Origin of the sequence: Radiobacillus sp. PE A8.2 (assembly GCF_045635475.1) — a bacterium.
Classification (GTDB): Bacteria; Bacillota; Bacilli; order Bacillales; family Amphibacillaceae; genus JBJGXI01.
The window spans coordinates 1-24588 of record NZ_JBJGXI010000036.1 but is presented as its reverse complement, the minus strand read 5'-3'; the positions used below and the strand labels follow the sequence as shown (position 1 = coordinate 24588).

General features: G+C 40.5%; 20 protein-coding genes. 14 read left to right on the top strand and 6 right to left on the bottom strand.

Going from position 1 to position 24588, the window contains the following annotated elements:
• Positions 1–161 precede the first annotated feature (161 nt).
• Positions 162–539, top strand: coding sequence for a hypothetical protein (locus ACI6MV_RS17405; RefSeq protein WP_407271602.1), 378 nt, complete (start codon positions 162–164; stop codon positions 537–539).
• Positions 540–579: 40 nt separating this feature from the next.
• On the opposite strand, the gene ACI6MV_RS17400 is transcribed toward ACI6MV_RS17405, so the two are convergent.
• On the bottom strand, positions 580–1605 hold the full coding sequence (locus ACI6MV_RS17400) for an iron-hydroxamate ABC transporter substrate-binding protein (RefSeq protein ID WP_407271601.1): 1026 nt from the start codon (positions 1603–1605) through the stop codon (positions 580–582).
• 159 nt (positions 1606–1764) lie between these two features.
• On the opposite strand from ACI6MV_RS17400, the gene ACI6MV_RS17395 reads away from it, so the two are divergent.
• From ACI6MV_RS17395 to ACI6MV_RS17385, 3 genes are read left to right on the top strand one after another with little or no spacing between them, the layout of a single operon-like run.
• Positions 1765–2811 (top strand): FecCD family ABC transporter permease, encoded by a 1047-nt coding sequence (locus tag ACI6MV_RS17395; RefSeq protein WP_407271600.1) that lies wholly within the window; start codon positions 1765–1767, stop codon positions 2809–2811.
• Positions 2811–3827, top strand: coding sequence for a FecCD family ABC transporter permease (locus tag ACI6MV_RS17390; protein WP_407271599.1), 1017 nt, complete (start codon positions 2811–2813; stop codon positions 3825–3827). Before ACI6MV_RS17395 ends, ACI6MV_RS17390 begins: the two co-directional genes overlap by 1 nt.
• 30 nt (positions 3828–3857) lie before the next feature.
• Positions 3858–4850 (top strand): NAD(P)/FAD-dependent oxidoreductase, encoded by a 993-nt coding sequence (locus ACI6MV_RS17385; RefSeq protein ID WP_407271598.1) that lies wholly within the window; start codon positions 3858–3860, stop codon positions 4848–4850.
• A 537-nt stretch (positions 4851–5387) separates the two neighbouring features.
• On the opposite strand, the gene ACI6MV_RS17380 is transcribed toward ACI6MV_RS17385, so the two are convergent.
• The 4 genes from ACI6MV_RS17380 to ACI6MV_RS17365 form a co-directional block, all read right to left on the bottom strand.
• Entirely contained in the window at positions 5388–6278 is an 891-nt protein-coding gene (locus tag ACI6MV_RS17380; protein ID WP_407271597.1) for an ABC transporter substrate-binding protein, read from the bottom strand.
• Between the two features lie 12 nt (positions 6279–6290).
• Positions 6291–6938: an ABC transporter permease gene (locus ACI6MV_RS17375; protein WP_407271596.1), complete on the bottom strand. Its 648-nt coding sequence runs from the start codon at positions 6936–6938 to the stop codon at positions 6291–6293.
• Positions 6939–7913, bottom strand: a complete 975-nt coding sequence (locus ACI6MV_RS17370) for an ABC transporter ATP-binding protein (protein ID WP_407271595.1) — start codon at positions 7911–7913, stop codon at positions 6939–6941.
• Positions 7914–8210: 297 nt separating this feature from the next.
• The gene (locus tag ACI6MV_RS17365; RefSeq protein ID WP_407271594.1) at positions 8211–8954 is read right to left on the bottom strand and encodes a DUF3231 family protein; all 744 of its coding nucleotides are present in this window, start codon (positions 8952–8954) and stop codon (positions 8211–8213) included.
• Between the two features lie 655 nt (positions 8955–9609).
• On the opposite strand from ACI6MV_RS17365, the gene ACI6MV_RS17360 reads away from it, so the two are divergent.
• Entirely contained in the window at positions 9610–9753 is a 144-nt protein-coding gene (locus ACI6MV_RS17360) for a hypothetical protein (RefSeq protein ID WP_407271593.1), read from the top strand.
• Between the two features lie 145 nt (positions 9754–9898).
• Here ACI6MV_RS17360 and ACI6MV_RS17355 read toward each other — a convergent pair whose 3' ends face one another.
• Complete coding sequence (locus ACI6MV_RS17355; RefSeq protein ID WP_407271592.1) at positions 9899–10306, bottom strand: hypothetical protein; 408 nt, start codon at positions 10304–10306, stop codon at positions 9899–9901.
• Positions 10307–10618: 312 nt separating this feature from the next.
• On the opposite strand from ACI6MV_RS17355, the gene ACI6MV_RS17350 reads away from it, so the two are divergent.
• The 9 genes from ACI6MV_RS17350 to ACI6MV_RS17310 all read left to right on the top strand — a co-directional run bounded on the left by ACI6MV_RS17350 (position 10619) and on the right by ACI6MV_RS17310 (position 24059).
• Entirely contained in the window at positions 10619–11422 is an 804-nt protein-coding gene (locus ACI6MV_RS17350; RefSeq protein ID WP_407271591.1) for a Cof-type HAD-IIB family hydrolase, read from the top strand.
• Between the two features lie 254 nt (positions 11423–11676).
• Positions 11677–14088 carry a hypothetical protein gene (locus ACI6MV_RS17345; protein WP_407271590.1) on the top strand — a complete coding sequence of 804 codons (2412 nt, stop codon included), beginning with the start codon at positions 11677–11679 and terminating at the stop codon, positions 14086–14088.
• Entirely contained in the window at positions 14085–15023 is a 939-nt protein-coding gene (locus ACI6MV_RS17340; protein WP_407271589.1) for an ABC transporter ATP-binding protein, read from the top strand. The genes ACI6MV_RS17345 and ACI6MV_RS17340 overlap by 4 nt, the downstream gene beginning before the upstream one ends.
• On the top strand, positions 15020–15883 hold the full coding sequence (locus ACI6MV_RS17335; RefSeq protein WP_407271588.1) for an ABC transporter permease: 864 nt from the start codon (positions 15020–15022) through the stop codon (positions 15881–15883). Before ACI6MV_RS17340 ends, ACI6MV_RS17335 begins: the two co-directional genes overlap by 4 nt.
• Positions 15884–15886: 3 nt before the next feature.
• On the top strand, positions 15887–17542 hold the full coding sequence (locus tag ACI6MV_RS17330) for a hypothetical protein (protein WP_407271587.1): 1656 nt from the start codon (positions 15887–15889) through the stop codon (positions 17540–17542).
• 1 nt (position 17543) lies between these two features.
• Positions 17544–18539, top strand: a complete 996-nt coding sequence (locus ACI6MV_RS17325; RefSeq protein ID WP_407271586.1) for an AAA family ATPase — start codon at positions 17544–17546, stop codon at positions 18537–18539.
• Between the two features lie 4 nt (positions 18540–18543).
• Positions 18544–19425, top strand: coding sequence for a DUF58 domain-containing protein (locus ACI6MV_RS17320; protein ID WP_407271585.1), 882 nt, complete (start codon positions 18544–18546; stop codon positions 19423–19425).
• A 4-nt stretch (positions 19426–19429) separates the two neighbouring features.
• Complete coding sequence (locus ACI6MV_RS17315) at positions 19430–21259, top strand: vWA domain-containing protein (protein WP_407271584.1); 1830 nt, start codon at positions 19430–19432, stop codon at positions 21257–21259.
• Positions 21240–24059 (top strand): VWA domain-containing protein, encoded by a 2820-nt coding sequence (locus tag ACI6MV_RS17310; protein ID WP_407271583.1) that lies wholly within the window; start codon positions 21240–21242, stop codon positions 24057–24059. Before ACI6MV_RS17315 ends, ACI6MV_RS17310 begins: the two co-directional genes overlap by 20 nt.
• The last annotated feature ends 529 nt before the right edge of the window (positions 24060–24588 follow it).

Below are 24588 nucleotides of genomic sequence, written 5' to 3'. Positions count from 1 at the left end.
TAATCACCGTGTACCATTCATATTATGATTGAAAAACTTTCTTTTTTAAAGTTATAAGCTACTCTTTATATCTAATTTAGAGTAGCTTATAGAGGTTGTTCAAAATATGCCAAATGATTGTCCCAATCAAATAAGCCTTATATAATGTGAATGACGAAATATTGACTAAACAAAAATATTATAAAAAGGAGAAGAAGCAGGGGTGTCGAACTGTAAATAGTGTTGTGTACCTAATAAACAAAGGATGTGAGCATGTGCAGTTCATCGAAGGATTACCTAGGCACGAAAAGCTGATTTATAAGGAGATAACATTGCTTTCTAAGCAGGAAAAAGCAGTGTTAAAGCAGTTAATCATTGATGCATCCAAGGATCACATCACGCTTGTCCCTCATATGACACCGATTATTCAGTCTTTGCTAAAAAGAAAACTAATTTATAGAAACCACTTTTATGTCGGCAAGAATTATTCAATCAGAGTGCTTCCAGAGGCTCTACATTTAATGAGTCGTTTAAAGTATAGTCTAGGCGAAAACAAATAACAAACCCACGATTCGGAATCGCGGGTTTTGGTAGTGCACGTTATTTTGTTAAATCTTTCAAAATATTATCGATCATTTGTGTGTTGGCGATTGGACCTGTGTACAACCAGCTTGCTGTTGATTCATATTCATAAATATTACCGTTTTGAACAGCAGGAATGTTTTGCCAGATATCTTGTTGCAGCATCTCTGATCCAGTACCTTTATCACTATTAATTAAGAATATATGATCGGCATCAAGTTCAGCAAGTTTCTCTAGTGAAATCTCAGACCAATTCGTTTCCGTATTCGCAGAGATTTCTTGAACAACATTAGGTGCTGTTAAACCAAGATCACCGTACATAACATCGCCGCTGGATAACGTTTCACTTACAATGTAGAACGTGTTGCTGAACAACCATAGAGCTGCTGCAGATTCAGAGCCAATTTGTTCTTGAATTTGTGCTTTTGCTTCAGTAGCTTTTTGCTCATAATCAGCAAGTACTTGCTCTGCTTCTTCCTCTTTACCAAACACTTTACCAACTTCAAGTAACTCATCGCGCCAATCATTATTTTGCGCTGATCCAATCACATATGTTGGTGCAATTCGACTATACTGATCGTATTTATTACCCTCTACCATTGACGCTGAATCCATAATAATTAGATCCGGCTCAAAGCTTGCTACTGCTTCAAATGGAAGGTCACTTGGAATCGTCGGTACATCAGCCAAAGATTCCTGCAAATAATCTTGGACATCTTCTCCTTCACGAACAGACCATTGTGCGACTGGTGTAATACCTAAAGCCACCAAGTAATCTTCTAAATAGGATGCAACCACTCGTTTAGGTTCTGCTGGAATGGTTACTTCATTACCCATTGCATCCGTCAATGTGCGCTCTGTTGCCTCTGTTGTTGATTCATCTTCTGGTTCTTCGTTCTCAGCAGCTCCATTTTCATCGGCAGCAGGTGTTTCATTATCTTGCTGTTGATTATTTTCATCTCCCGCATTTCCTCCACATGCAGCTAATAACAATAAAACCGCCATCATAAGCATCATTATGTAAAACTTACTATTATTTTTCAAACTAATACAACCCCTTAATTCAATTTTTAACAACAAACTAAATGATAACAATTCTCATTTTCAATAGCAACTATTATTTTTCAAAGTTTGCCCCATGTCTACTTTTATACTATAATGATAACGGTTCTCAATAGTGCGATCATGGGGAGAAATAAGAAAATGTCTAATAAAACATCAGAACACATACATACAGAACAACCGCAGATCAAATCAAGACCTGTGATTGCTACGTTTATTTTATTTGGGGGAGTGGCGATTTTGTTGCTCTCCATGGGATTATCGGTTATGTTCGGCGCTGCCGACATCGATTTTATAACGATATGGCAAAGCATCACGAGCTTTGATAAGAACTTATCATCACATCTAATTATATGGGAACTGCGCATACCCCGGGCGCTTGCTGCTGCATTAATCGGCGCTGGCCTGGCAATTTCCGGTACGTTGATGCAAGGGATGACTCGTAATCCACTTGCATCTCCGTCAATCATGGGAGTAACGGCTGGGGCAACTTTTATGATGGCGATAGCGCTTGTTGTGATGCCGAAAGCATCTAATCTTATCATGATGCTCTGGGCATTTGCTGGTGCAGGTATCGGCGTTATGATCGTATTTGGAGTAGGCTCGATTTCGAAGACAGGCTTGACGCCGGTAAAACTAGCCCTTGCTGGTACGGCTGTTACCGCCTTGTTGAGTTCATTGTCATCTGCCATTGCAATTCATTTTAATGTCGCGAAAGATATTAGCTTTTGGTATGCAGGTGGTGTTTCCAGTGTGCAATGGATCCACGTTAATCTACTTTGGCCAGTTGCTCTAGTTGGTTTTGTAATTGCATTTTTACTAGCCGGGTCGATTACGGTGTTAAATTTAGGAGATGATGTTGCCAAAGGTCTTGGTCAACAAACATTTTTAATTAAATTAACTGGTACGCTCGTTGTTTTACTATTAACTGGTGCTGCTGTTTCGGTAGCTGGAACGATCGGCTTTATTGGATTAGTAATTCCACATATTACTCGCTTTCTTGTCGGCGTGGATTATCGTTGGATTGTACCATGCTCGGCAGTGTTGGGCGCATTGTTATTGGTAGTTGCTGATACGTTGTCACGGATGGTGAATCCCCCATTTGAAACACCGGTAGGAACAGTGACCGCCTTAGTTGGTGTCCCTTTCTTTCTTTATTTGGCACGGCGTGAGGGGGGATCGATGTAATGAGAATACCGAAAAGTGGAACAAAAGGAACATGGCTTGTTGCGATTATTTTAATCGTCGCTATAATCGTTACATTTTTAGTCAATTTGAACCTAGGTGTCATATCAATCCAACCGATTGATGTTATCAAGACCTTATTGGGGTATGGAAATGCAAATGATAGTATGGTGCTATTTTATTTTCGGTTGCCTCGGATTGTAATAGCGATACTAATCGGTGCTGGAATGGCGATATCTGGAGCAATATTACAAAGTGTTACCCACAATGATTTAGCGGACCCTGGTATTATTGGTATCAATGCTGGGGCAGGTTTTGCTGTTGTCTTGTACATCTATTTATTTCAAAACAGTACGCCGGATTTATCATCCCTTTCTATATTTATGTTACCATTATGCTCGCTCGCTGGAGCACTTGTTGCGGCATGTTTAATTTATGCTATCTCTTGGAAAAAAGGCATTTCTCCGATTCGGTTAATTTTGGTCGGCATTGGGATCAACAGTGCATTTGCAGCATTAATCATTATGATTCAATTAAGAATGGACCCAAATGATTTCACAAGAGCACAAGTCTGGCTGTCTGGTGATATTTCTGGCACGGATTGGACGTATGTGCTTGCGTTATTGCCATGGATTGTCATTCTTATCCCACTGGCGTTGTATCAATCGAACGTTCTAAATGCTTTACATTTAGGTGATGACATTGCCAAGGGACTAGGCACGAATGTGGAACGGCATCGGTTATTTCTGCTCTTTATTGCTGTTGCACTTGCGGGTTCAAGTGTGGCTGTTGGTGGTGGTATTGCTTTCGTAGGACTTGTTACCCCACACCTTTCAAAAAGATTAGTCGGTGTTAAGCATCAATCATTTCTTCCAATTACTGCGTTAATGGGGGCATTGTTGCTCGTCATATCTGACACAATCGGGCGCAATATTTTATCGCCTTCTGAAATACCCGTAGGACTGATCGTTTCAATGGTCGGAGGTACTTATTTTATTTATTTGTTAATGAAAAGCTAAAATCGGACAGCTTGGGAAAGGGAGTTTGACATGGAGGAAAATGAGAATGATGTGATTATTATTGGCGGGGGAATAACAGGTTTATTTACGGCTTTTTATTGTGGCATGCGTGATCTGAGTACAACATTAATCGAATCAGGCCCTCAACTTGGTGGTAAAGTGCTGCAATTTCTACCGGAAAAGTTGATCTATGATGTTGGGGGGATCCCACAAATTACTGGTGATGGCTTAGTTGACCAAATGAAGCAGCAAGCAAGTATGCATCATCCAACAATCGTAAACAATCAGTGGGTTGACATGATAACGAAAGATGCTGAGGGTATATTTTCAGTAGTATCAAAGGACGGAACCACGCATCAAGCAAGAGCGGTTATTGTGGCAACTGGTACGGGGAAATTTGATCCAGTAAAGTTAGCAATAGACAATATCGCAAGCTACGAACAAAATAGTTTCCACTATACAATTAGCAATCCACAGCAGTTCGCTGGAAAACATGTTATTGTTGCTTCAAATAATCGAGTAGGGGTAGATTGGGCGCTAACGTTAGAAAGTATCGCCGCAAAAGTTTACCTCATTAACAATAAAGGTAAATTTCAGCATGCTGCAGACGAAGAGCTTGCACGTCTCAACAGTTCGTCTGTAGACGTTAAACTAAATAGTTCGATTGAACAGCTACACGGTGAAAATGGTTGGTTAGAACAAGTTACAATACAGTCTGACGGCAAAGGGGAGCAGCATATTGCTGTTGACCATTTACTTACTTATAATGGTCTTAAAATGAATCCAGTGCCATTTGATAGTTGGGGACTGGAAACAGACAATAATCGGGTCGTAGTTGATGGTCATATGGCGACAAATGTTGATGGTATATTTGCTGCAGGTGACGCAGTCGTATATCCGGCAAAAACGATGTTAATTGCATCTGGTTATACAGAGGGACTTACGGCTGTGAATAGTGTAAAAAAATATCTCGAGCCGAAAGCACCAGCACAAGTGTATAGCACGGTTATTTATCGGAAATAAAGGCTCTTTTCGTAAAGTTTGTTGTTAAACTTTATAATTGAAGTAAAATGCGACGTAGTACAAAGGTGCTCTTAATCTTAGATATGCACCGCTCCGTCCCTACACTTTGCTTTCCGCGGGGGGCTAGTGAGCCTCCTCGCGCATCCGCGCTCCGGGGTCTCACTTATGCCACTAGTCCCGCAGGACAAGGAAAGCTACGACAGCGATACATCGCACGAAGAAAATTGGGCTTTATTTTCGAGGAGTCAAAGTGTAGGGACTACGCTTCATAAAAGGTGTAACAGTACCCTGAAGCTGTGGAAAAATACGCCACTCCAGCGGGAAAGGAACAGTCTGAAGACCCCGCAGTGAGCGTTCTTTGCGAGGGAGGAGGCTGAGGCGTTCCCCGCGGAAAGGGCGTATTTTTCTACAGCGCCTGTATAACACTACGACGGATATTTGCTAATTTGCGAAATAACGACAATCCATGAAAAACAGCCATCATAAAAAAACCACGGTTCAGTACATATATACTGAATCGTGGTTTTATATTTAAATCTATTCAATTAATTCGTTAGACTCCAAAAATTCTCTAGCAACGGTTTCATAGTCCTCACCGTCAATATCTACTCTAGCATTCATTTGCTGCATTTCAGCTTCGGATATTTGACCGGCTAAACCATTTAACGTTTCTTCTAATTCAGGATATTCTTCCATGATTTCTTGTCTGATGATAATTGCTGCATCGTATTTTGGGAAGAAGCCAAGGTCATCTGTTGTTGTTTGAATATTTTCCCGTTCAATCCGTCCATCAGTAGTAAATGCTGGAATTACATCAACATCGCCCTGGATTAATGCTTGATACATCACATTAGGGTCAAAGCTTTCGGTATTAGCAAAGTTGAAATTGTAGGCTTCTTGAAAGGCATCATACCCGTCTCCTTCACGTTCGTAGAAAGCATGCGGCGCACCAAAGCTAAGATCTTCGGACAAAGCGGCAATATCGGAATACGTTTCTGCTTCAAAATCGGCTGCATCAGTATAAGCAAGTGTGTACGTGTTTTCAAATCCTAACGGCTCAAGCCATGTTGCGTTATAAGCTTCCTCATAGCCCTCACGCACACGATTTAAGATGCTATCACTAGACTCGCCTTCTTCTGCTTGTTCGTTTAGCACAGCTTCTAAACCAGTACCAGTATACTCCACATACATGTCAATTTCGCCATTTTCCAACGCTGGTGTTAAAATAGAAACCTCACCTAAACCATCTTGTAGGTCGACGCTGTAGTCGGTGTTTTCTTCAATATAAATGGCTAATACTTGTGATAAAATATATTGCTCTGTCCAGTTCTTACCGGAAACAACAATCGGATCTTTGCCCCCGCCACATGCGGTTAATAAAAGTGTTATCACGATAAATAAAGCTGCTATTATTTTCTTTTTGCTCACTGGTTCCACTCCTTAGTTTTTAATGCCTTTTGGTGTTACTTTTTTCTCAATAAATCGTAATACAAAATCAAAAAACAATGCTAACAGGGCAACAGGAATCGCACCTGCTAGAACGAGGCTATTGTTCCAAGATTGTAAGCCACGCCAAATCACATCCCCTAAACCACCAGCACCAACAAATGTAGCAAGTGTAGCAACGCCAACCGTAAGTACTGTGGCCGTTCGGATACCGGCCATTAAAAAAGGTAACGAAAGTGGCAACTGAATTTTCCATAAAATTTGCCGTTGGGTCATCCCCATACCTTCGCCGGCCTCGATAATTCCTTCATCGACACCAGTAATACCTGTATATACATTACGTAAAATAGGTAACAGTGCATAAACAATAAGTGCCACAAGTGCCGTTGCCATGCCAATTCCTAACACGGGAACAAGAAAGCCGAACAGTGCAAGGCTGGGGATTGTTTGTAGTACAGCAGTAATACCTATATAAAATTCAGCCACTCTCTTTTTCCGTGAAATATAAATGCCAAGTGGCAAAGAAATGCCGACTGCAATTACAATTGCTATAAAAGATAAGTACAAATGCTCGATAAAGCCTTCGAAAATAAGGTCGCGCCTTGAGATGACAGTATCAAAAAACAGTTGAATAGCTTCCATCTACTCTGCCTCCTCTTGGATTCCTGCCAACTCTTGAAGCAATTGGTTCTTTTCAATGATGCCTGTAGCTTGGGCTGATTGATTTACCACGATTATAGCTTCTGCGTGGTTACTCAGCATCAGGCGTGCAACCTCCTGTAGAGGTGAATTCGTCGAGATTGTTGGATATGTACTTGTACTAATATCTGAAGGTAACTGTTTCATAATAGACGCTGCTTCATGTTTACCTTTATTATTAGCTGCTTGCTTAACGCGTTCCTCTCCGATGAAAGAGTGGACAAACGAATTAGCTGGCCGCTGTAACAATGCTGTCGGTGAGGCAATTTGTTGAATGCTACCATTTTTCATGACGATAATTTGATCAGCAATTTTTACGGCTTCATCAATATCATGGGTAACGAAAACGATTGTTTTATGTATTCGCTCTTGCAGTAGCTTTAATTCATCTTGTAGCTGTTGTCTGCTAATTGGATCAAGCGCACTAAATGGCTCGTCCATTAAAATAATCGGAGGTTCGCCGGCTAGCGCCCGGATCACACCTATCCGTTGCTGTTGCCCACCACTTAATTCAAGTGGATAGCGTTTCTTGAACACGTTAGGATCAAGGCCAACCATATCAAGCAAATCGTCTACTTTTTGCTCGTAATCTTGCTTTTTCCAGCCTTTTAATTTTGGTACTAGGGAAACATTTTCTTCGATTGTCATATGCGGCAGTAAACCAATCCGCTGTATCACATAACCAATATTGCGACGAAGCTCTACGTCATCCTCGTTAGCGACATCTTTTCCATCAATTGTGATTGTACCTGACGTTAGCGTGATAAGCTTATTGATCATTTTCATCGTCGTTGTTTTTCCACAACCACTAGGACCAATCAATGTAACCAGATTTCCCTTTTCTACAGTAAATGAAACATCATCAACTGCAACCGTCCCATCATCGAATGTTTTTGTTACATTGTTAAACGTGATCAAATGAGTAACCCTCCTTTATACTATTTTTTAAATGCCACAATTCGTCGTTTTTTAAACATGAGGTATATATATTTTATAAATGAAGTTGGTGGTAGTCAAAAATCCGGATTCTAGACAGTTTGTTTACAAGGAGAATGATGTGGGTAAAAAGAGAAATAGACCTCACTAATCTACCCCTTAGAAGATTAGTTGAGGTCTATAACCGGTATCAGTATCCAGTGCGGAACCTTTTCTACCTACCATAGTTCCCAGCTATGGTTTGCTTAGTATGTTCGGTTGTTCAATGTTTATGCAATTTTATTTTTCTTCGTTAATTAACTCTTTACGATCTAGACCCTGTGGAGGTTGCTCGAACCATCCTCGTGCAATTAATAAGTTCAATCCATCTTCCCCATAAGTTAATACGTCTGGAAGCAATCGGACGAACTTTGAAGCCAAATCTTTCCGAGTGGAAACAGAGATAGCGTGTCCGATATAATGTATGCCAGTAGAATTTAATGAATTAAGGAGAAACAACATGAGCTTATCAGAAAATGGTGCTTGCGTAGAATCGGTAATTTCCATGCTAACTGGAATGTTTCCTTGCATTCCGTCTTTATGCAAAATATCGTTACAAAGCTGAATTTGCTTCTCTGTTAGTTTTTTTCCTTCTGCCATATACTTTTTAATTTGTTCATCTTTGACGACTTGAAGAAATGCACTCGTCACCATCGTTCCAAAGTAGTTTCTTTCAATGTGAAAAAACAATTCAGTTAACTCCATTACATTCAATGGTCGTTTACTTCCTAACAGGTGAGCCATATATGATTGATCAGTCACATAAGATACGTTGTTCGGATAAGGAATTTTTGGTGGATGATCATAAATACCTTTTGACAGCATAATATCAATCGCCTTTTGGAACAAATCCTTTGTGTCCACAATGCATTGTCCAAAAAACGCAACAATATCTTGACGTGCAACGGTAGCAGTAATATTGCCATAAGTTGCAATCCCAATTTTACTCATGCCATACACAAATGAGAGACTAAATACTTTCATTATATGAAGTCAATTTTATAGTGACCTTACCTAGCTGGTTACACAATTCTTTGACCGTTTTAATTGTCTCGTTTGACTAATTTAAGTTAAAATAGAAGATAAAGGTAATACGTACACTGTTCGAATCTTAGGATTTATCTCGAATTCCCTTGAGTTATTTGTCTTATCTTATATTCTCTGCCTGTGCTTGAGCCTACTTCTCAACATCTTTCCTAGCCATTAAAACGAATTTTGCACACCGAGATATCGATACCTACTATGAAATCTAGCAAACAGTTCCATTCTTCTAATCGCATATTCATCCATTAATCTCCATCTAAAAAAACTACTAATTCGAATTGTTACATATCACCTAGTAACAATTAACAACATTCTTCGTTGAAGCCGTTAAATATAGAAAAGAAAAGGGAATATACTTGTATAGGTAATCATTGAATTATTGTAAACTCGAGAAAAAAGTCCAAACATTAAAAACATATAAACATTATTCTATAGTGAGCATGGAAAGGAATGATGATCAAACTCAGTAAGGATATAATTATAGATTGTCATAAATTGCTGGATATTTGGATGAAAATAGATCAAATACAATTATTAATTATCAGGGTAAGAGGTGATGGATATGACCCCGAAACAAAGACATGATCTATGTGAAATGCTAAGCAAACATACAAAAGCATCATATTTTTATTACGCTGGGCTAAGCGAAGCAGAACTAGAGAAGGAAATCAAACAATTTGGTAGCCAGATGACGAATAACAGTGCCGGGGAACTCGTAAGTGAGTACTATCAAAGTTAAAAGATAGCAAATAAATAAAATGATTCAGTTATCGGGTACGAAATAGAATGGGCAACGGCAATAAGGGATGCTAATTATACAGTGATTCGTATCCCTTTTTTTGTTTCGTTAACGTTGAAGTAGTACTTAAAGAAAGGGTGCATTTTCACTTTCCTTTCGTCAACGTAGCTCCAACTATAATAAGTACATAAATAAGTCCAACATAAATAATAATCACTCTAGTTTCAATCGTTTCGATACCTAGTCCATATAAAAATAGTAACAGAGCTGTGCTTACGATTAAGACGAGATACAAAACGATCATCAAATATCTTCGCATTGCCACAACGCTTTTCTCATTCATACTTAGCTGTTTGTTACTATTTTTGAGTTTCCATAATGATTGAAAGAATTTAACGACGAAGCCTGCAAGCGTTCCAAAAATAATGCCGAGCAGAAATTGAAATCCGGCATTACTTTCTCCTTCTCCAAATAAGTAGCTTATTAATATAACTCCACAAATCAGACTGGCAGCTAAAAATAAATAACCCGGATGTTTATTTTTTTTCTGCACTCACCATTCCTCCTAGAAGGTTAAAAGAGATTTTATATTTACTTTACTGTTAGAGGTGTGAGGATATGCTTTGTAAATGATTTTGATTGCTATAAAGCTAATCGTATAATTAATTCATAAATAAGCAGATGTGAAAAATAGTAAAAAGAAAGTGCTCGAACAGCAATCAATAGCATCCTAGTACGGAAAACCAATTTTGATAAAAAATAAGGAGGTGGTTTTTTCGTCTTTCAATCAAGATACAAAAAGCAGGAAGTGATAGTCACGTCTGTGCTATGATAGAAAAAAACATGTAACAGGGGACTGATGTAAATGTACAAAATGGTTGTAAGTGATATTGATGATACACTATTGACAGATGAAGGTGTCGTATCAGGTGACACAGTAGAAGCAATACATAAGGCGTTGGAAAAAGGTGTGAAAGTTGTGCTAGCTACAGGTAGGATGCACCTTTCTGCTAAGCAAGTGGCAGAAAAGATCGGCCTTGATTTACCGGTAATTAGCTACCAAGGTGCTTCGGTTAAAGAAGTCAAAAGTGGTGAAGTTTTGTATGAACAAGGGGTGCCAACAGAAGTTGCTCAGAAGTTTATCCGGTTTTGTCATGAAAGAGGCTTTCATTTGCAGGTGTACAGCAATGACAAGCTTTATGTTAAAGAAGAGAATGACAAGGTAAAAGCTTATTGCGAACTGAATGACATTCCTTTTTATGTAGAGCCAAAATTTAACGAACGATTTTTAACTGAACCAATTACAAAAATGTTAATTATTGATGATCCAGAAGTGATTAACGAATTAGAAAATGAATTGAAAGCTGAAGGTAATACGGGTTACTATATGACCAAATCAAAACCGAATTTCCTAGAATTTATGCATCAGGACGTAAACAAAGGGGCTGCTGTCCATCAGCTTTGCAAACATTATGGTATTGATCCCGAAGAAGTGATCGGCATCGGTGATAGTTGGAACGATATCCCCTTATTACAAGCCGTCGGTTTACCAGTTGCTGTAGGAAATGCTACCCAGGCATTGAAGGATGTAGCAAAGTATATAACGGTTTCCAACAATGAGGGTGGCGTGAAGGAAGTTATTAATAAGTTTATTCTAGAGAAACAGTAAGGTGATATATAACAAATTGAAAGATGGTCTCAAACGTAAGAACTTATATGAACATATGAAACCCACTGGAATTAGTTAATCACAATTTTCTGTGGGTCTTTTTCGTATAAAATGAATTATCAAAAAATTAGCAATTAATTCCACTTTCTATGATACAATTCGGGTAGACATGTAGTACTTTTAGAATTTGATTCGTCTAATAATATAAGTAGTAAAACAAATGGTGAAAGTAAGGCATTAGGGAGGATAATCAGATGAAAATACATAATAGCTTCTTCGGTGTTTTTTTAGCATTATTCATGTGTGTCGCATTTTTAAGTACAGCGAATCTGGTACATGCCGATGAAGATGACAGACTTGAAATTGAAGTAGAAGCTGGATTAAACGGAAAAGCGAAACAGCAAGTAGGGTTGCCTGTTACGTTAACAATTACGAATAATAAAGCAGATTTTGCAGGTGATCTTGTTATCACATTGCCATTAGATTATTCAACTGTCGTGAACAAGGTAATTCCAGTTAATATTGCAGCAGATACGTCTAAAACAATCCAATTCACGGTTCGGAGTTTAGAGGGAATTGATGCCTTACAACAAAATCCTAACCAAAATGTTCAACAATTTCGGCTTTATGAGGGTGACTGGAAGCTAAGCAAAGAAGTGGAGATATCTAATAGTTTACGGATCTCGCCAAATTTTGTTCAGGGAGACAAGGCTGTGATTGGTGTTCTTAGTGATCGACCAGATAGTTTAAATTATTTAAAACTAATGACGTTTCGAAGAGGAGATCCAGAAGTGATATTCTTAGACGCAAATGCTCTTCCCGAAGCTGCAACAGGACTAGAAGTGCTTGATATGCTCGTGATCAATGACTTTTCAATTGCGGCATTACCAGAAAATGTACAAATAGCTATACAACAGTGGGTAAACAAAGGTGGGCATTTGGTTATCGGTAGTGAACCTGGTCTTAATCAACAGGTAGGCACGCTGCAAACGATGCTTCCGGTAAATATAACAGGTGAACAAGCAGTTCAAGTGTTAGATGGTTATGGGGAAGCAGCTGAAGTGCCGCTGCAACTCGATAATTTTGAGTTATATACAGGTGATTTAGCAACAGGCGCGACCGTGTTACATGCGCAGAATGATATCCCTCTAGTCGCAGAACGAGAATCAGGGCAAGGTGTCGTAACTCAATTCACTTATGACATTGGACATCCGGCGTTTGTAGATTGGCAAGGCAATCAAGAAGTATGGAGTTCACTCACGAGTGGATTAGCAAATTCAGTCTCCAATAACTATAATATGTATGATCAAATCGAGGATACATTAGCACGTATTTCGAGCCGTTTTCCATCGTTGGCTAATTTCAAAGTATCCACACTTTCGATTGCATTTATTATTTATTTAATTGTCATTGTACCAATCGTTTATATCGTATTAAGAAAAATGGACAAACGTGAGTGGGCATGGATCGTAATCCCAGCACTTGCGATCATATCAAGTATCGGATTATACACAGTTGGAGCAAAAGATAGATTAGGAGAGATTAAGACGAATGCAGTATCTGTTATTGCAGTCAATCAAAGTGGCATCGGTAGTGGCTATGGAGCAGTTTCACTGTTATCTAGAGGTGCTGGAACTTACACATTGACAACGGACACAGCTCTTAATCCACTTGCAACACAAGGTGATTATAATAGGGTAGATTCGCTTTCGAACCTGCCGATCGTTGAGCCAAATGGGGAACAAACCGATGTTAGATTTCAACAGGTGGAGTTTTGGTCACCGCGTAACGTAACGTTAGAATACCCGACACAGCAATACGGACATTTTGCTACGAACTTAAGCATAGCAAACAATCAAGTGGGCGGACAAATTACCAACAATTTTGCTTATGATTTTGAAGAAATCTATTTGATTAGCGGTCGTGACTATCAAGAAATTGGTCCATTAGCGGCAGGTGAGTCTGTAGATGTTTCTTTCGATGCAGTCCAAAGCAGGCTGTTCATCAAGCCATATCAAGATATTGCCTATAAACTATATGGTCAGCCGGGTATGATCAATCAATCAGCTGCTGATGAACAATTAAAATCAGAGTTACTATCTAGTGCGATTAACAATAACATGTTTGCAGGAAGCGAAGCGCCATACCTCGTCGCGATTACTAGTCATTCCTTACAAGACGTTCAGGTGAATGGACGTGATACGGAAGAAACGAATCTACATTTATTTACGCAACCAGTAACAGTCGAACTTCCTGAAAATGAAAGTGTCTCCCTTGCTACCGAGCTTCAGACGCCTGATCTGTCCGTGGTGGAGGGTAATATTTATCATAATGGGATGGGGGAAGAACAGCCTTTCTTCGATGCAGAAAGTGGTCTGTATCAATTAACTTATCGGATTCCAAAGGCATTTGCTGAGCGGGGTTTGCAAGTGAATAAATTAGAGGTGAACTTGCAACAGATGTACAGTGAACGAGGGGTCATGTATTCGATTTATAACAGGCAAACAGATAGCTATGAACCTGTGGATCAAACAGGGCTAGTCATTGATCAAAATGTGCATGCTAATTATATAGCAGATAATGAAATTGTAATCCAGGTCGAATTAATGGCACAAGCACCTGTTGACGTACCGATTGTAACCGTGGAAGGAGTGACAAATCCATGATTGAAATAACAGAATTAACGAAGCGATATGGCTCATTTACAGCGCTAGATCATTTGAATTTAACGATTGACAAAGGCACTGTATTTGGATTTGTTGGTCCCAATGGAGCAGGAAAATCAACGACATTTTCAATATTAGCAACCCTGCTAGCGCCGAGCTACGGAACGGCTTATGTGAATGGTTTTGACGTTACGAAAAATCCTAAGCAAGTGCGCAAATATATCGGTTATGTACCAGATTTCTTTGGCGTGTACGACCAGTTCAAGGTTCATGAATACTTAGACTTTTATGGTGCCAGCTACGGGATGCCGAGCAAGGAAAGAAAGGCAATCATTCCCCAGTTACTGGATCTCGTTAATCTAACCGATAAACATGATGCTTACGTTGATTTGTTATCACGAGGAATGAAGCAACGTCTTTGCTTAGCAAGAGCACTAATCCATGACCCTGAAGTATTGATATTAGATGAACCAGCGTCTGGTCTCGACCCAAGAGCTCGAATTGAAATGCGCGGGATTTTACGAGAATTAAAAAATATGGATAAAACAATTGTGATTTCTTCTCACATTCTCCCTGAGTTGTCAGAAATCTGTGATGAACTAGGCGTGATTGAACATGGACGCTTAGCCGCCAGTGGTAATGTGCGTCAAATTGAAAAGCAGCTACAAGCACAGAAAATAATCATGGTAACCGTAAAAGAAGAGGTGCAGCAGGCAATGGCCTTCTTTGAAGATGACCCGAATGTCGTGCAAATCGAGCAGGATGAAAAAGATGAATTTATCTTACACTTAACCTATGAAGGTACGGATGAAGAACAGGTAGGCTTACTGCAAAGAGCTGTTCAACGAAATCTACCAATCTTATCTTTCTCGCAAAAGCAAAGTAATTTAGAAGATATCTTCTTGGAAATTACGAAGGGAGGCGCTGCGGAATGAATCGATTATCAGCGCTTTTGATTAATCCAGTTTTAAATAAAGAAATTAAGTTGCGATTTCGTTCGTTTAAAAATTACGTAGGCATCTTTTTATTCGTTGCTATATGTGGTGCCGTTTGTCTCGCATTTATTTATACAGAAACGCAATTTAGTGGAGACGGCTTTACTAGCTCTGATAGTAGAAATCTATTTTGGCTATTATCGTTTGGTCAGCTTGGCTTAATCGTATTTATTACTCCGGGGCTTACCTCAGGAGCAATAAGTAGTGAAAGAGAAAGACAAACGCTTAATATTTTGTTAACAACACAGCAGTCGTCAACATCGATTATTTTAAGCAAGCTATTCTCTTCGTTATTGTTTTTGCTATTAATGGTGTCTGCTACATTACCGTTATATAGCATCGTCTTTTTATATGGCGGTGTATCACCACAAATGGTGTTGATGGTATTTGGTTTTCATTTGTTAACGATGCTGACAATTGGTAGCTTAGGGATACTATTTTCGACGATCATCAGAAAGACAATGGTAGCAACGATTACTACGTATGGGACGATGCTGTTTTTTACAGTAGGAACGCTGGTTATCTTTTTAATTGCCGTGCGCATCATTATCGGTTTTAACACCGGTGTACAAACGACCAACAATTTCTTGCCTTATTTAGCATTAATGCTAAATCCAATAGCCACGATGTTTAGTGTATATGAACCATCCCTATTTCTCTATGAATTGCAGCAAATAGGAATTAAATGGCCACTTTGGATCGGTTTTGCCTTATCTTATGCAACCATTACTGTGCTCGCATTATTATTGGCCATCAGTCGTTTAAGACCACGAATTAGAACAATGAAAAAGAAGGGATAGCTTATGAATGAAAAGCAACAGTTTTATGAGCTTCTAAAGGAAGTAAGGCGGCGTCTAGGAATACAGCAAGCTATACAAACATTTTATATGGTACTGCTTTCCTGTGCTGGCGCAGCCTTACTTTGGGTTGGTTTTGGTCGAATGATTGTTGTGACGTATATGGAGTTAAAAATCGCGATTACTTGTGCTGTCATTATTGTTGGCTTTGTTATTTATTTTTTGATGAAAAAGCCATCAGACATTGCCGCATCAGATAAGTTCGATGCACAAGGATTGGATGACAGGGTTGGAACAGCACACAGCTTCCTTGAAGACATATCAGAAATTGCCAAGCTGCAACGGAAAGACACGCTAGCGAAAATGAGGTACGTGTTACCGCGTATTAAGCAGGAAAAATTGCAGTGGCTCCAAGTTAAAAAACTGTTAATTTCTATCGCCCTGGCAACCTTAGCATTTCTCGGCATATTATTTCCAAATGATGTGTTAGAGTCTGCAGAAGATACCGAAAAGGAACAGGAAATCGTTAAGGAACAAAAAGAAAAAGTAGAGCAATTGCAAGAAGAACATAACGAACAATTAAATGACCTAGCAAAAGAAGAACTAGATGCGTTGTTGAAAGAAGTGCAAGAAGAGAAGCAAGCAGAAGAAATACAAGAAGATCTATTACGTGCGGAAGAAAAACTGCAAGAGTTAAAGGAAAAAGCGGAGCAAAGTGAAAAGCAATTAAGTGAACTGGAAGAAAAGCTACAAGGCCCGAATCTAGAAGGATTAGCAGAAGCACTTAAGCAAAAAGATGCTGCAGAGATGCAAAATCAAATGGCTGAACTAATGGAACAGCTTGATGATCTATCAGAGCAGGAGCTTCAAGACTTGCAAGAGCAATTGCAGGCCGCTGTTGGGCAATTAGGCTTGGACAGTGAAGCACTTGCGGAAGGACAGCTTTCCAAACAGCAATTGCAAGAGCTGTTAGCTTCGATGGAAGGGCAGTTGTCCGCTTTAATGGAAGCAGCAGGTGATTTGTCGAATTTGACTGCAGCACAAGGCGATCTGCAGGAGCTTGCCAGTCAATTCAATCAACAAATGACAGCCGCTGGACTAGATACGCCAAGTTCTTTAAGCTTTGCTGATGGATCAACGTCAAATGCGTCAGGAGAACAATCCGGAGCCAGTGGTAATAGTGGCGATGCTAATGGCTCTGGTTCGGGAAGTGGTCAAGGTGAAGGTTCAGGCAATGGATCCGGTAATGGCGCTGGTTCTGGTAGTGGCACAGGCAACGGATCTGGAAACGGAGGTTCAGGAACAGGAACTGGATCAGGCAGCGGTTCGGGATCCGGTACTGGTACTGGCAACGGTGCTGGTACAGGAAGTGGAGCTGGTCTTGGTGCGGGCAGTCAGGATCTTCTTACTGTTCCGGAGCAGATCAACGGGCAGAACAATCAAGAAGTGGATACCGGTCAGTTAGGGGATGGTCCGAGTGAACAACAGTTTGATCCGAATGCCCCAATTCTCCCAGGCCAAGTACGCTCGTACAATGAGGTGTATCAGCAATATCAAGAAACGTATCGTCAAGCGATGGAACGGAATGATTATCCAGACCATTTGCAAGGTATGATTAAGGATTACTTTTCAGACATAAACCCAACGGAGGGAGCGGATTAACGTGACAACAAGCCTTAATGAACAATCATTAGTTGAAATAAAACAACGAATCGACAGTGTGAAAACAGAAATCAGTAGCTTCATCGTTGGTCAAAATGACGTGATCGAACAATTACTATGGGGCATATTTGCAGGGGGCCACGTTTTATTGGAAGGGCTCCCTGGTTTAGGGAAAACAATGCTCGTTCGTAAAATATCTGAAGTAATGGATTTACAGTTTTCACGCGTCCAATTCACTCCAGATTTAATGCCTACCGATATTACAGGTACAAACATGATTCAACCGAACGAGACTGGCGGGCAATCATTCGTATTCCATCCGGGACCATTGTTTTCGAACATCGTGTTAGCAGATGAAATCAACCGGGCAACACCGAAAACGCAAAGTGCACTACTCGAGGCGATGGGAGAGCGAACGGTAACGATTATGGGTGAGATGCACGAGCTTCCACAGCCATTTTTTGTTTTAGCAACACAAAATCCAATTGAATTAGAAGGAACGTATCCGTTACCTGAAGCGCAAATGGACCGTTTCGTCATGAAGGTCGATGTGTCTTATCCTACACGGGATGAACTGAAAGAAATTGCTGTTCGGACAACAGGTACTCATGTGCTACAGCTGGACAAGCTTGTCGATGGAGCGTTTGTAGTTGAGGTACAGCAAGCTGCCAAACACATACTCGTAGCTGACCAAGTATTGGATTATGCAGTGAACGTGATTACAGCTAGCCATCCGGATGATGAACATGCACCAACATCTGTTAAAAACTATGTGCGTTATGGCTCAGGACCACGTGGCTTGCAAAGCTTAATTTCATTAGCAAAAGTACGGGCATTATTTGATGGTCGTTATAATGTCTCCGTAGGGGATATCAAAAAGGTAGCATATCCGGTATTACGTCATCGTCTATTTCTTAATTTTGAAGGAGAAGCCGCAGAAGTTTCGATGAATCAGCTAATCGCAGACGTACTTACGGCGGTAGATGAAAGGGCGTGAGCTAGTGCATACATTACTAGCACCAGCACTAACCAAACGTTTAGCTAATTATAAGATCCTTTCAAAGCAAATCGTTCGTGGGGGCCATAAAGGCGAGCGTAGGTCACAACGACTCGGGTCTTCGTTAGAGTTTTCCGATTATCGTTTATATAACCCTGGTGATGATTTGCGTCAAATTGACTGGAATACATATGCGCGAACACAAAAGTATTATATTAAACGTTTTTTAGATGAACAAGAGTTAGCGGTATCTGTTTATTTGGATTGTTCCAAATCGATGGGTGTGAACGGGGACAAGTGGCATCGAGCGCAACAGCTGGCAGCTACGTTTGCCTTTTTAAGCCTGGCGAACGCAGACCGTCTCAGCTTTATGCCTGTTGCTTCCGATTCGCGTGCATATCCTTATACGAAAGGAAAAGCGATGACCAATAAGGTCCTTAATTTTATTGAACAATCAAAATTAGCAACAAGTGACGTTCGTCTTGGCGAGAAACTATTGCCAATCGCCCATCAAGGCCGACAAGGAGCGCTGTCTATATTAATCAGTGATTTCTTGGATGAGCCGGAAGCGTTGTTTGCAGCTGTTAAAAAAATGCAGGCGAAGCGACAGCAAGTGTTACTTTTACAAGTTTTGCTACCAGAAGAACAAAATCCAAATTACGTTGGTGACCTGCAACTAATTGATATTGAAACTGGCGGATTGCGTGAAGTTTCCATGTCTCGAAAGGTGCTCGCTAACTATAAACAGCTGTATAAGGACCATATCAATCAAATCCATACGTTTTGTAAGGAACGTGGTGTCGATTTTATTACATGTTCGACATCAACTAGTTTAGAAGAAACCGTTTTTTCGTTGTTAAGACAGAAAGGCTGGATCGGGAGGTGAGCCAATGGGGGTTCTAGCACCTATTTCTTTCTTGTTTCTACTTGCTATACCTGTGCTACTGTTATTCTATTTCTTCAAAAAACAATATCAAAAACAGACGATTTCCTCGATTTATTTATGGGAACGAACGATGCAGGAATGGGAAACGGATCGTTGGTGGAAAAGACTACAGAAAAATTTACTATTGCTTTTACAGCTTTTGATTTTGCTATTTTTAATTATTGCTTTATTACGTCCTTATTTGTCAGGAAATGAAGTAGGCGGGGACCATCTCGTGATCATTCTTGATTCTTCTGCAACGATGACGGCTGAAGCGGATGGGTTAAGCCGATTTGCTCAGATTAAAACGGAGGCTAAGCAGTTGGTAAGCGAGCTTGGCAGTGATCACAAGGTTAGTGTGATTGATGCGCAACAAGCACCGTTGTTACTTGCTACAAATGATAGTGACCACGGCCGTGTGGAACAGGTGATTAATGATCTATCTGTATCCTATCAGCACGAAAATTTAACAGATAGCATTGGACTAGCACAAGCATTAATTCAGCAAGAAGCAGGGGAAATTCATATATTTACTGATCAGTTTGCTGAACAAGCGTTAACGGACTTGTCTATATCACAACCAATTGTCGTTCATAATCAGGAACCGGAATTAACGAATTACTCAATCCAGGCATTTGGCGTCAAGCAGGATGGCGACACCGTAGCTGCTATTGTGCATGTTAATAACCAATCATCTAAAGCTGAAGAAATTAACGTATCAATTTCAAGTGGGGCGACAGCACTTGAATCGGTTACGGAGACGATACCTGCTAATTCTGAACAAACAGTGATGATTGAAAATTTACCTGTTCATGATTTTTACAAAGCGGAAATTAATCAAGATGATTATGCTTTAGATAATTCAAGCTATGCTTTACTGCAAAAACAACAATCACCATCTATTTATCTAGTAGGAGAAGTAAATGGTTTCTTTGAAAAAGCACTATTGTCAGCTGGATATGCTGTTACTACCCTTACGAAAGACGAGAGTGGTACGTATGCCTACCCTGAACAAAATCAACATAGCATTTATTTGTTATCAGGCGTCGATGCGGAGGATTGGCCGAGTGGACCGAAATTGGTTGTATCTCCAACAGTAGGTGGTCCATTTGCGGTGGAAGAAAAAGTAGAGTTAAGCTACGTACTCCAAGAAACAAAGGACGACCCATTATTGCAGTATAGTGATGCTAACGATGTTTATTTAAGCAAATCATATGCTGTAGGCAACTGGAATCAACTAGAACCGCTTGTGCAAAGTGGTGAACAGACTGTAATTGCAAAAGGCGAGTACGAAAATGCGCCATTTTTGATGATGGCTTTTGATTTAGAAGATTCCGATTGGCCGCTTCATCCAGGGTTTCCGATTTTGCTAGCGAATAGTATCAATTATTTAGCAGAAAGCAATCAACCGTTAGGATATTTCGAGCCGATGGACAATGTTGAAATGAAACTTTCAACCGCTACAGAAGCCGCTGTTATTGAAACTTTAGACGGAAACGACATTCAAACCATAGAATTAAGTGAACCTATGGTAACGATACCAAGTGAGCCGGGTATGTATCAATTACATGAAAAGACGACAACAGGACCGATGTATCGTTCTTTTGCTGTTCAATTGGATGCAGAAGAACGAACGATAGAAACCGCATCATCCTTCTCTATTGATATCGAAGGGCAGCAAACTAGCGATACTAACATAAATAAAATAGAGCTATGGCATTTATTTGCCCTCGTAGCATTACTTATAATGTTTTTCGAATGGGAGGTGTATCGACGTGGCGTTGCAAGTCGATAATCCCATATGGCTATTAGCTTTTATTCCTGTGGTGCTGGTACTGTTTTTATATGTCAAAGACACTAGTATGATCGTTGGAGCTCGAAAGATAATTCTCGTAGCGGTGCGCGCAACTGTATTTACGCTTGTAATTTTAGCGCTGGCAGGTGTGCACATATTGTGGCCGATCGGGCACGTGGCTACCGCTTTTGTTGTTGACCGCTCACACAGTGTCGCTACCCATGAGCAAACAGCATTGGAAAACATCAACGATGCACTTCATCTTAAAGCACCTGAAGACCAAGCAGGTGTAATTACTACAGGTGCTGAGGCAATGGTAGAGATTCCTTTGTCTGATCATGTGAACAGTATCGAAGCATTCGAAACCGAAACAAATCCCGCCTATACGAACTTAGGTGCGGGACTTCAACTGGCAGGAAGTCTTTTTTCCGCCAACGACCAAGGACGCATCGTTGTTATGTCTGATGGCAATGAGAATATCGGTGATGCTGTTCGACAAGCAGACTATTTACACGAGCAAGGCTATATTGTTGATGTCTTACCATTTTCATCGGTTTATAAAGACGATGTTGCGCTATCCAGTTTTAACGTCCCTGAAAATATCTATTTAGGTGAGCAAGCTAAGCTTTCGATGACAATCGAAAGTACGATTGATACGACAAGTAGAATCCGGATTATTCAAGACGGGGAAACGATTATTAATCAAACAGTGGATGTTAAGACTGGCACGAATCAACTAAGTTTCAGTCATTTAGTGTCCAGCGCTGGCTTTCATACCTTCAAGGCAGAAATCACGGCAGCAGGCGATCAAGTGATTGAAAACAATCAGCTAGCAGCTTATGCAGAAACGAAAGGCCTTCCACATGTACTACTTGTGGAAGGAAAACCAGAAGCGGCAAGCAATCTTGAAGCAGCATTGGATGCTTCAGCAGTTCGTGTAGAAACAATCCCGACAGAGCTGTTACCAACGGAGTTAAGTAACTATTTGAATTACGACTCGATTGTATTTAGCAATGTTTCTGCACACATGATGTCGGAAGATCAAATGACGATGATTGAACGAGCAGTTAAGGATTTCGGTGTTGGATTTGTCATGACCGGTGGCGATCAATCCTTTGGTGTTGGTGGTTATTTTAAGACACCGATTGAACAATTGTTACCTGTCGATATGGACATTAAAGGAAAAAAAGAAATGCCATCGCTAGGGCTTATGATGGTCGTTGATAAATCAGGTAGTATGTCTGGTGCAAAAATCAGCCATGCCCGTGAAGCGGCAGCGCGTTCGATCGAGCTGCTTCGTGAACAAGATACACTAGGCGTAATTGCATTTGACTCGGTTCCATGGCAAATCGTAGAGACAGGCCCACTTGATGATAAAGAAGCTGCCATGAACAAAGTTCGCTCGATCATTGCAAGTGGGGGAACCGATATTTTCACACCGACCGCACAAGCGTACGACCAATTGATGAATTTAGAATTACAAAGAAAGCATATTGTACTTTTAACAGATGGGCAATCGGCAACATCGTTAAATTATCAGGAAATGATTGAAGACGGACTTGCTGATGGTGTGACGTTATCAACGGTGGCGATTGGAACCGATGCAGATAGTGCGTTGTTAGAAGAAATGTCTCAGTTAGGTAATGGCCGCTTTTATCAAGTGATTAACGATTCCAGTATTCCAACGATTTTATCACGAGAGACTGCGCTAATAACAAGAACGTATATTGAAGACGACCCTTTTTATCCGAAAATAGCTGGAAATAGTGACTGGAATGGTCATTTCGAAAACGGTGTTCCGCAAATGAATGCTTATATTGCGACAACACCAAAAGGACGCGCACAACAAATGTTAGTCAGCGAAAAGGATGATCCAGTGCTAGCGCGTTGGCAATACGGACTTGGAAAAACCGTCGCATGGACGTCTGATCTTAGTGGGGAATGGGCTGGAGATTGGCCGGCATGGGCAAACTGGTCTAATTTATGGAATGATGTTGTCTCTTGGTCGTTACCACAATACGAAACAGAAGCATACCAAGTAGAGCAAACGGTGGAAGGCAATCAAATTACGTTGGATGTGACAGCACCCGACAGTGATCCGTCGATACTCGATGCAACTTTGATCAGTGATGCTGGTGAGGAAGTTGAATTTAACTTGCAGCCCAAAGCACCAGGCGAGTATCAAGGGACGTTTGAATCGAACGAACCAGGCGTTTACTTTTTGCAGTTATCAGAACAGCAAGGAGACGAAATTGTTGGTTCATTTAAAACTGGAATCATTGTACCCTACTCACAGGAATATGCATTTACACCGACAAATCAACGCTTGCTAGAGGCGATTGCCACTAGTGGTGGTGGCCAAGTAATCGAATCAATCGATGGTGTATTTTCAAACGAAGGCTTAGCACCTCGCTATGACAGACAGAATTTATTTTACTTGCTACTCACACTAGCTTTACTGTTATTTCTATTAGATGTCGCTCTACGAAGATTCCGCTTTAGTTTTGCCTTTTTAGGCAATGTAAATAAAGTGAGAAAAGAAAAGCAAGTGAAACAATCAAAAGCAACAGAACAGCGGTCTTCACAGCTTGGTCAATTAAGACAAGCCTCGAAAAAGAAGACTGAAAGAAAGCCAGTAGAAACAAAAGAACCGATACAGCCAGTACGAGAGCTTTCGGAGAAAAAGCCTGTAGCGAAGCAACAACCGAAGCAAGACAAGCCGGCTAGTAGTAATGCTGGCGAGTCGAGGGAAGAAAAAATGGCACGATTATTAAAAGCAAAAAATCGTCGTTCAAAATAACCCTAGTAAGCACCTGGTAGATTTATATCAGGTGCTTTTGCTATGGATAATTAATCTGGAAGGTGCTTATCGTAACGTTTGGATTATCTAAACTCCATAGTTGAAGTACAATCCGTCGTAATGTAGTGCTCGTGATTTCCGCTCCAGGCAGCCGCTTTCCGCGGGCACGGCTTCAGCTAACTCAGAAGCATAGTGCGCTTCTGAGTGGATCTTCAGCTCGCTCTTTTCCCGCTGGAGTCGGCTGCCTGGAGCTCCAATCAGCAGACGTAAAGAATAATCTCGTTAGCAGCGGAGGAAATGCACTTCGACTCCTCGAAAATAAAAACCAATTTTCTTCGTGCGATGCTTCGCTGTCGTATTTTCCTTGTCCTGCGGGACTAGCGGCTCACTAGCCCCCGCGGAAAGCGAAGTGCATTTCCGGAGCGGTGCAAGCACTCTCCAAGTTAAGACGGAGTTTAGCTATTGTACGTCATATCAACAATCTTTTAGAAAACAACATTTTGTACCAACAAAAACTAGTAACCTTGTA

What these genes read in the sequence shown, in the direction of transcription:
- ACI6MV_RS17365 (WP_407271594.1), bottom strand. Translation starts at nt 8,954, where the DNA reads ATGAAAGTATTTAGTCTCTCATTTGTGTATGGCATGAGTAAAATTGGG.
- ACI6MV_RS17330 (WP_407271587.1), top strand. Translation starts at nt 15,887, where the DNA reads ATGAATGAAAAGCAACAGTTTTATGAGCTTCTAAAGGAAGTAAGGCGG.
- ACI6MV_RS17350 (WP_407271591.1), top strand. Translation starts at nt 10,619, where the DNA reads ATGTACAAAATGGTTGTAAGTGATATTGATGATACACTATTGACAGAT.
- ACI6MV_RS17315 (WP_407271584.1), top strand. Translation starts at nt 19,430, where the DNA reads ATGGGGGTTCTAGCACCTATTTCTTTCTTGTTTCTACTTGCTATACCT.
- ACI6MV_RS17345 (WP_407271590.1), top strand. Translation starts at nt 11,677, where the DNA reads ATGAAAATACATAATAGCTTCTTCGGTGTTTTTTTAGCATTATTCATG.
- ACI6MV_RS17395 (WP_407271600.1), top strand. Translation starts at nt 1,765, where the DNA reads ATGTCTAATAAAACATCAGAACACATACATACAGAACAACCGCAGATC.
- ACI6MV_RS17385 (WP_407271598.1), top strand. Translation starts at nt 3,858, where the DNA reads ATGGAGGAAAATGAGAATGATGTGATTATTATTGGCGGGGGAATAACA.
- ACI6MV_RS17360 (WP_407271593.1), top strand. Translation starts at nt 9,610, where the DNA reads ATGCTAAGCAAACATACAAAAGCATCATATTTTTATTACGCTGGGCTA.
- ACI6MV_RS17335 (WP_407271588.1), top strand. Translation starts at nt 15,020, where the DNA reads ATGAATCGATTATCAGCGCTTTTGATTAATCCAGTTTTAAATAAAGAA.
- ACI6MV_RS17390 (WP_407271599.1), top strand. Translation starts at nt 2,811, where the DNA reads ATGAGAATACCGAAAAGTGGAACAAAAGGAACATGGCTTGTTGCGATT.
- ACI6MV_RS17375 (WP_407271596.1), bottom strand. Translation starts at nt 6,938, where the DNA reads ATGGAAGCTATTCAACTGTTTTTTGATACTGTCATCTCAAGGCGCGAC.
- ACI6MV_RS17340 (WP_407271589.1), top strand. Translation starts at nt 14,085, where the DNA reads ATGATTGAAATAACAGAATTAACGAAGCGATATGGCTCATTTACAGCG.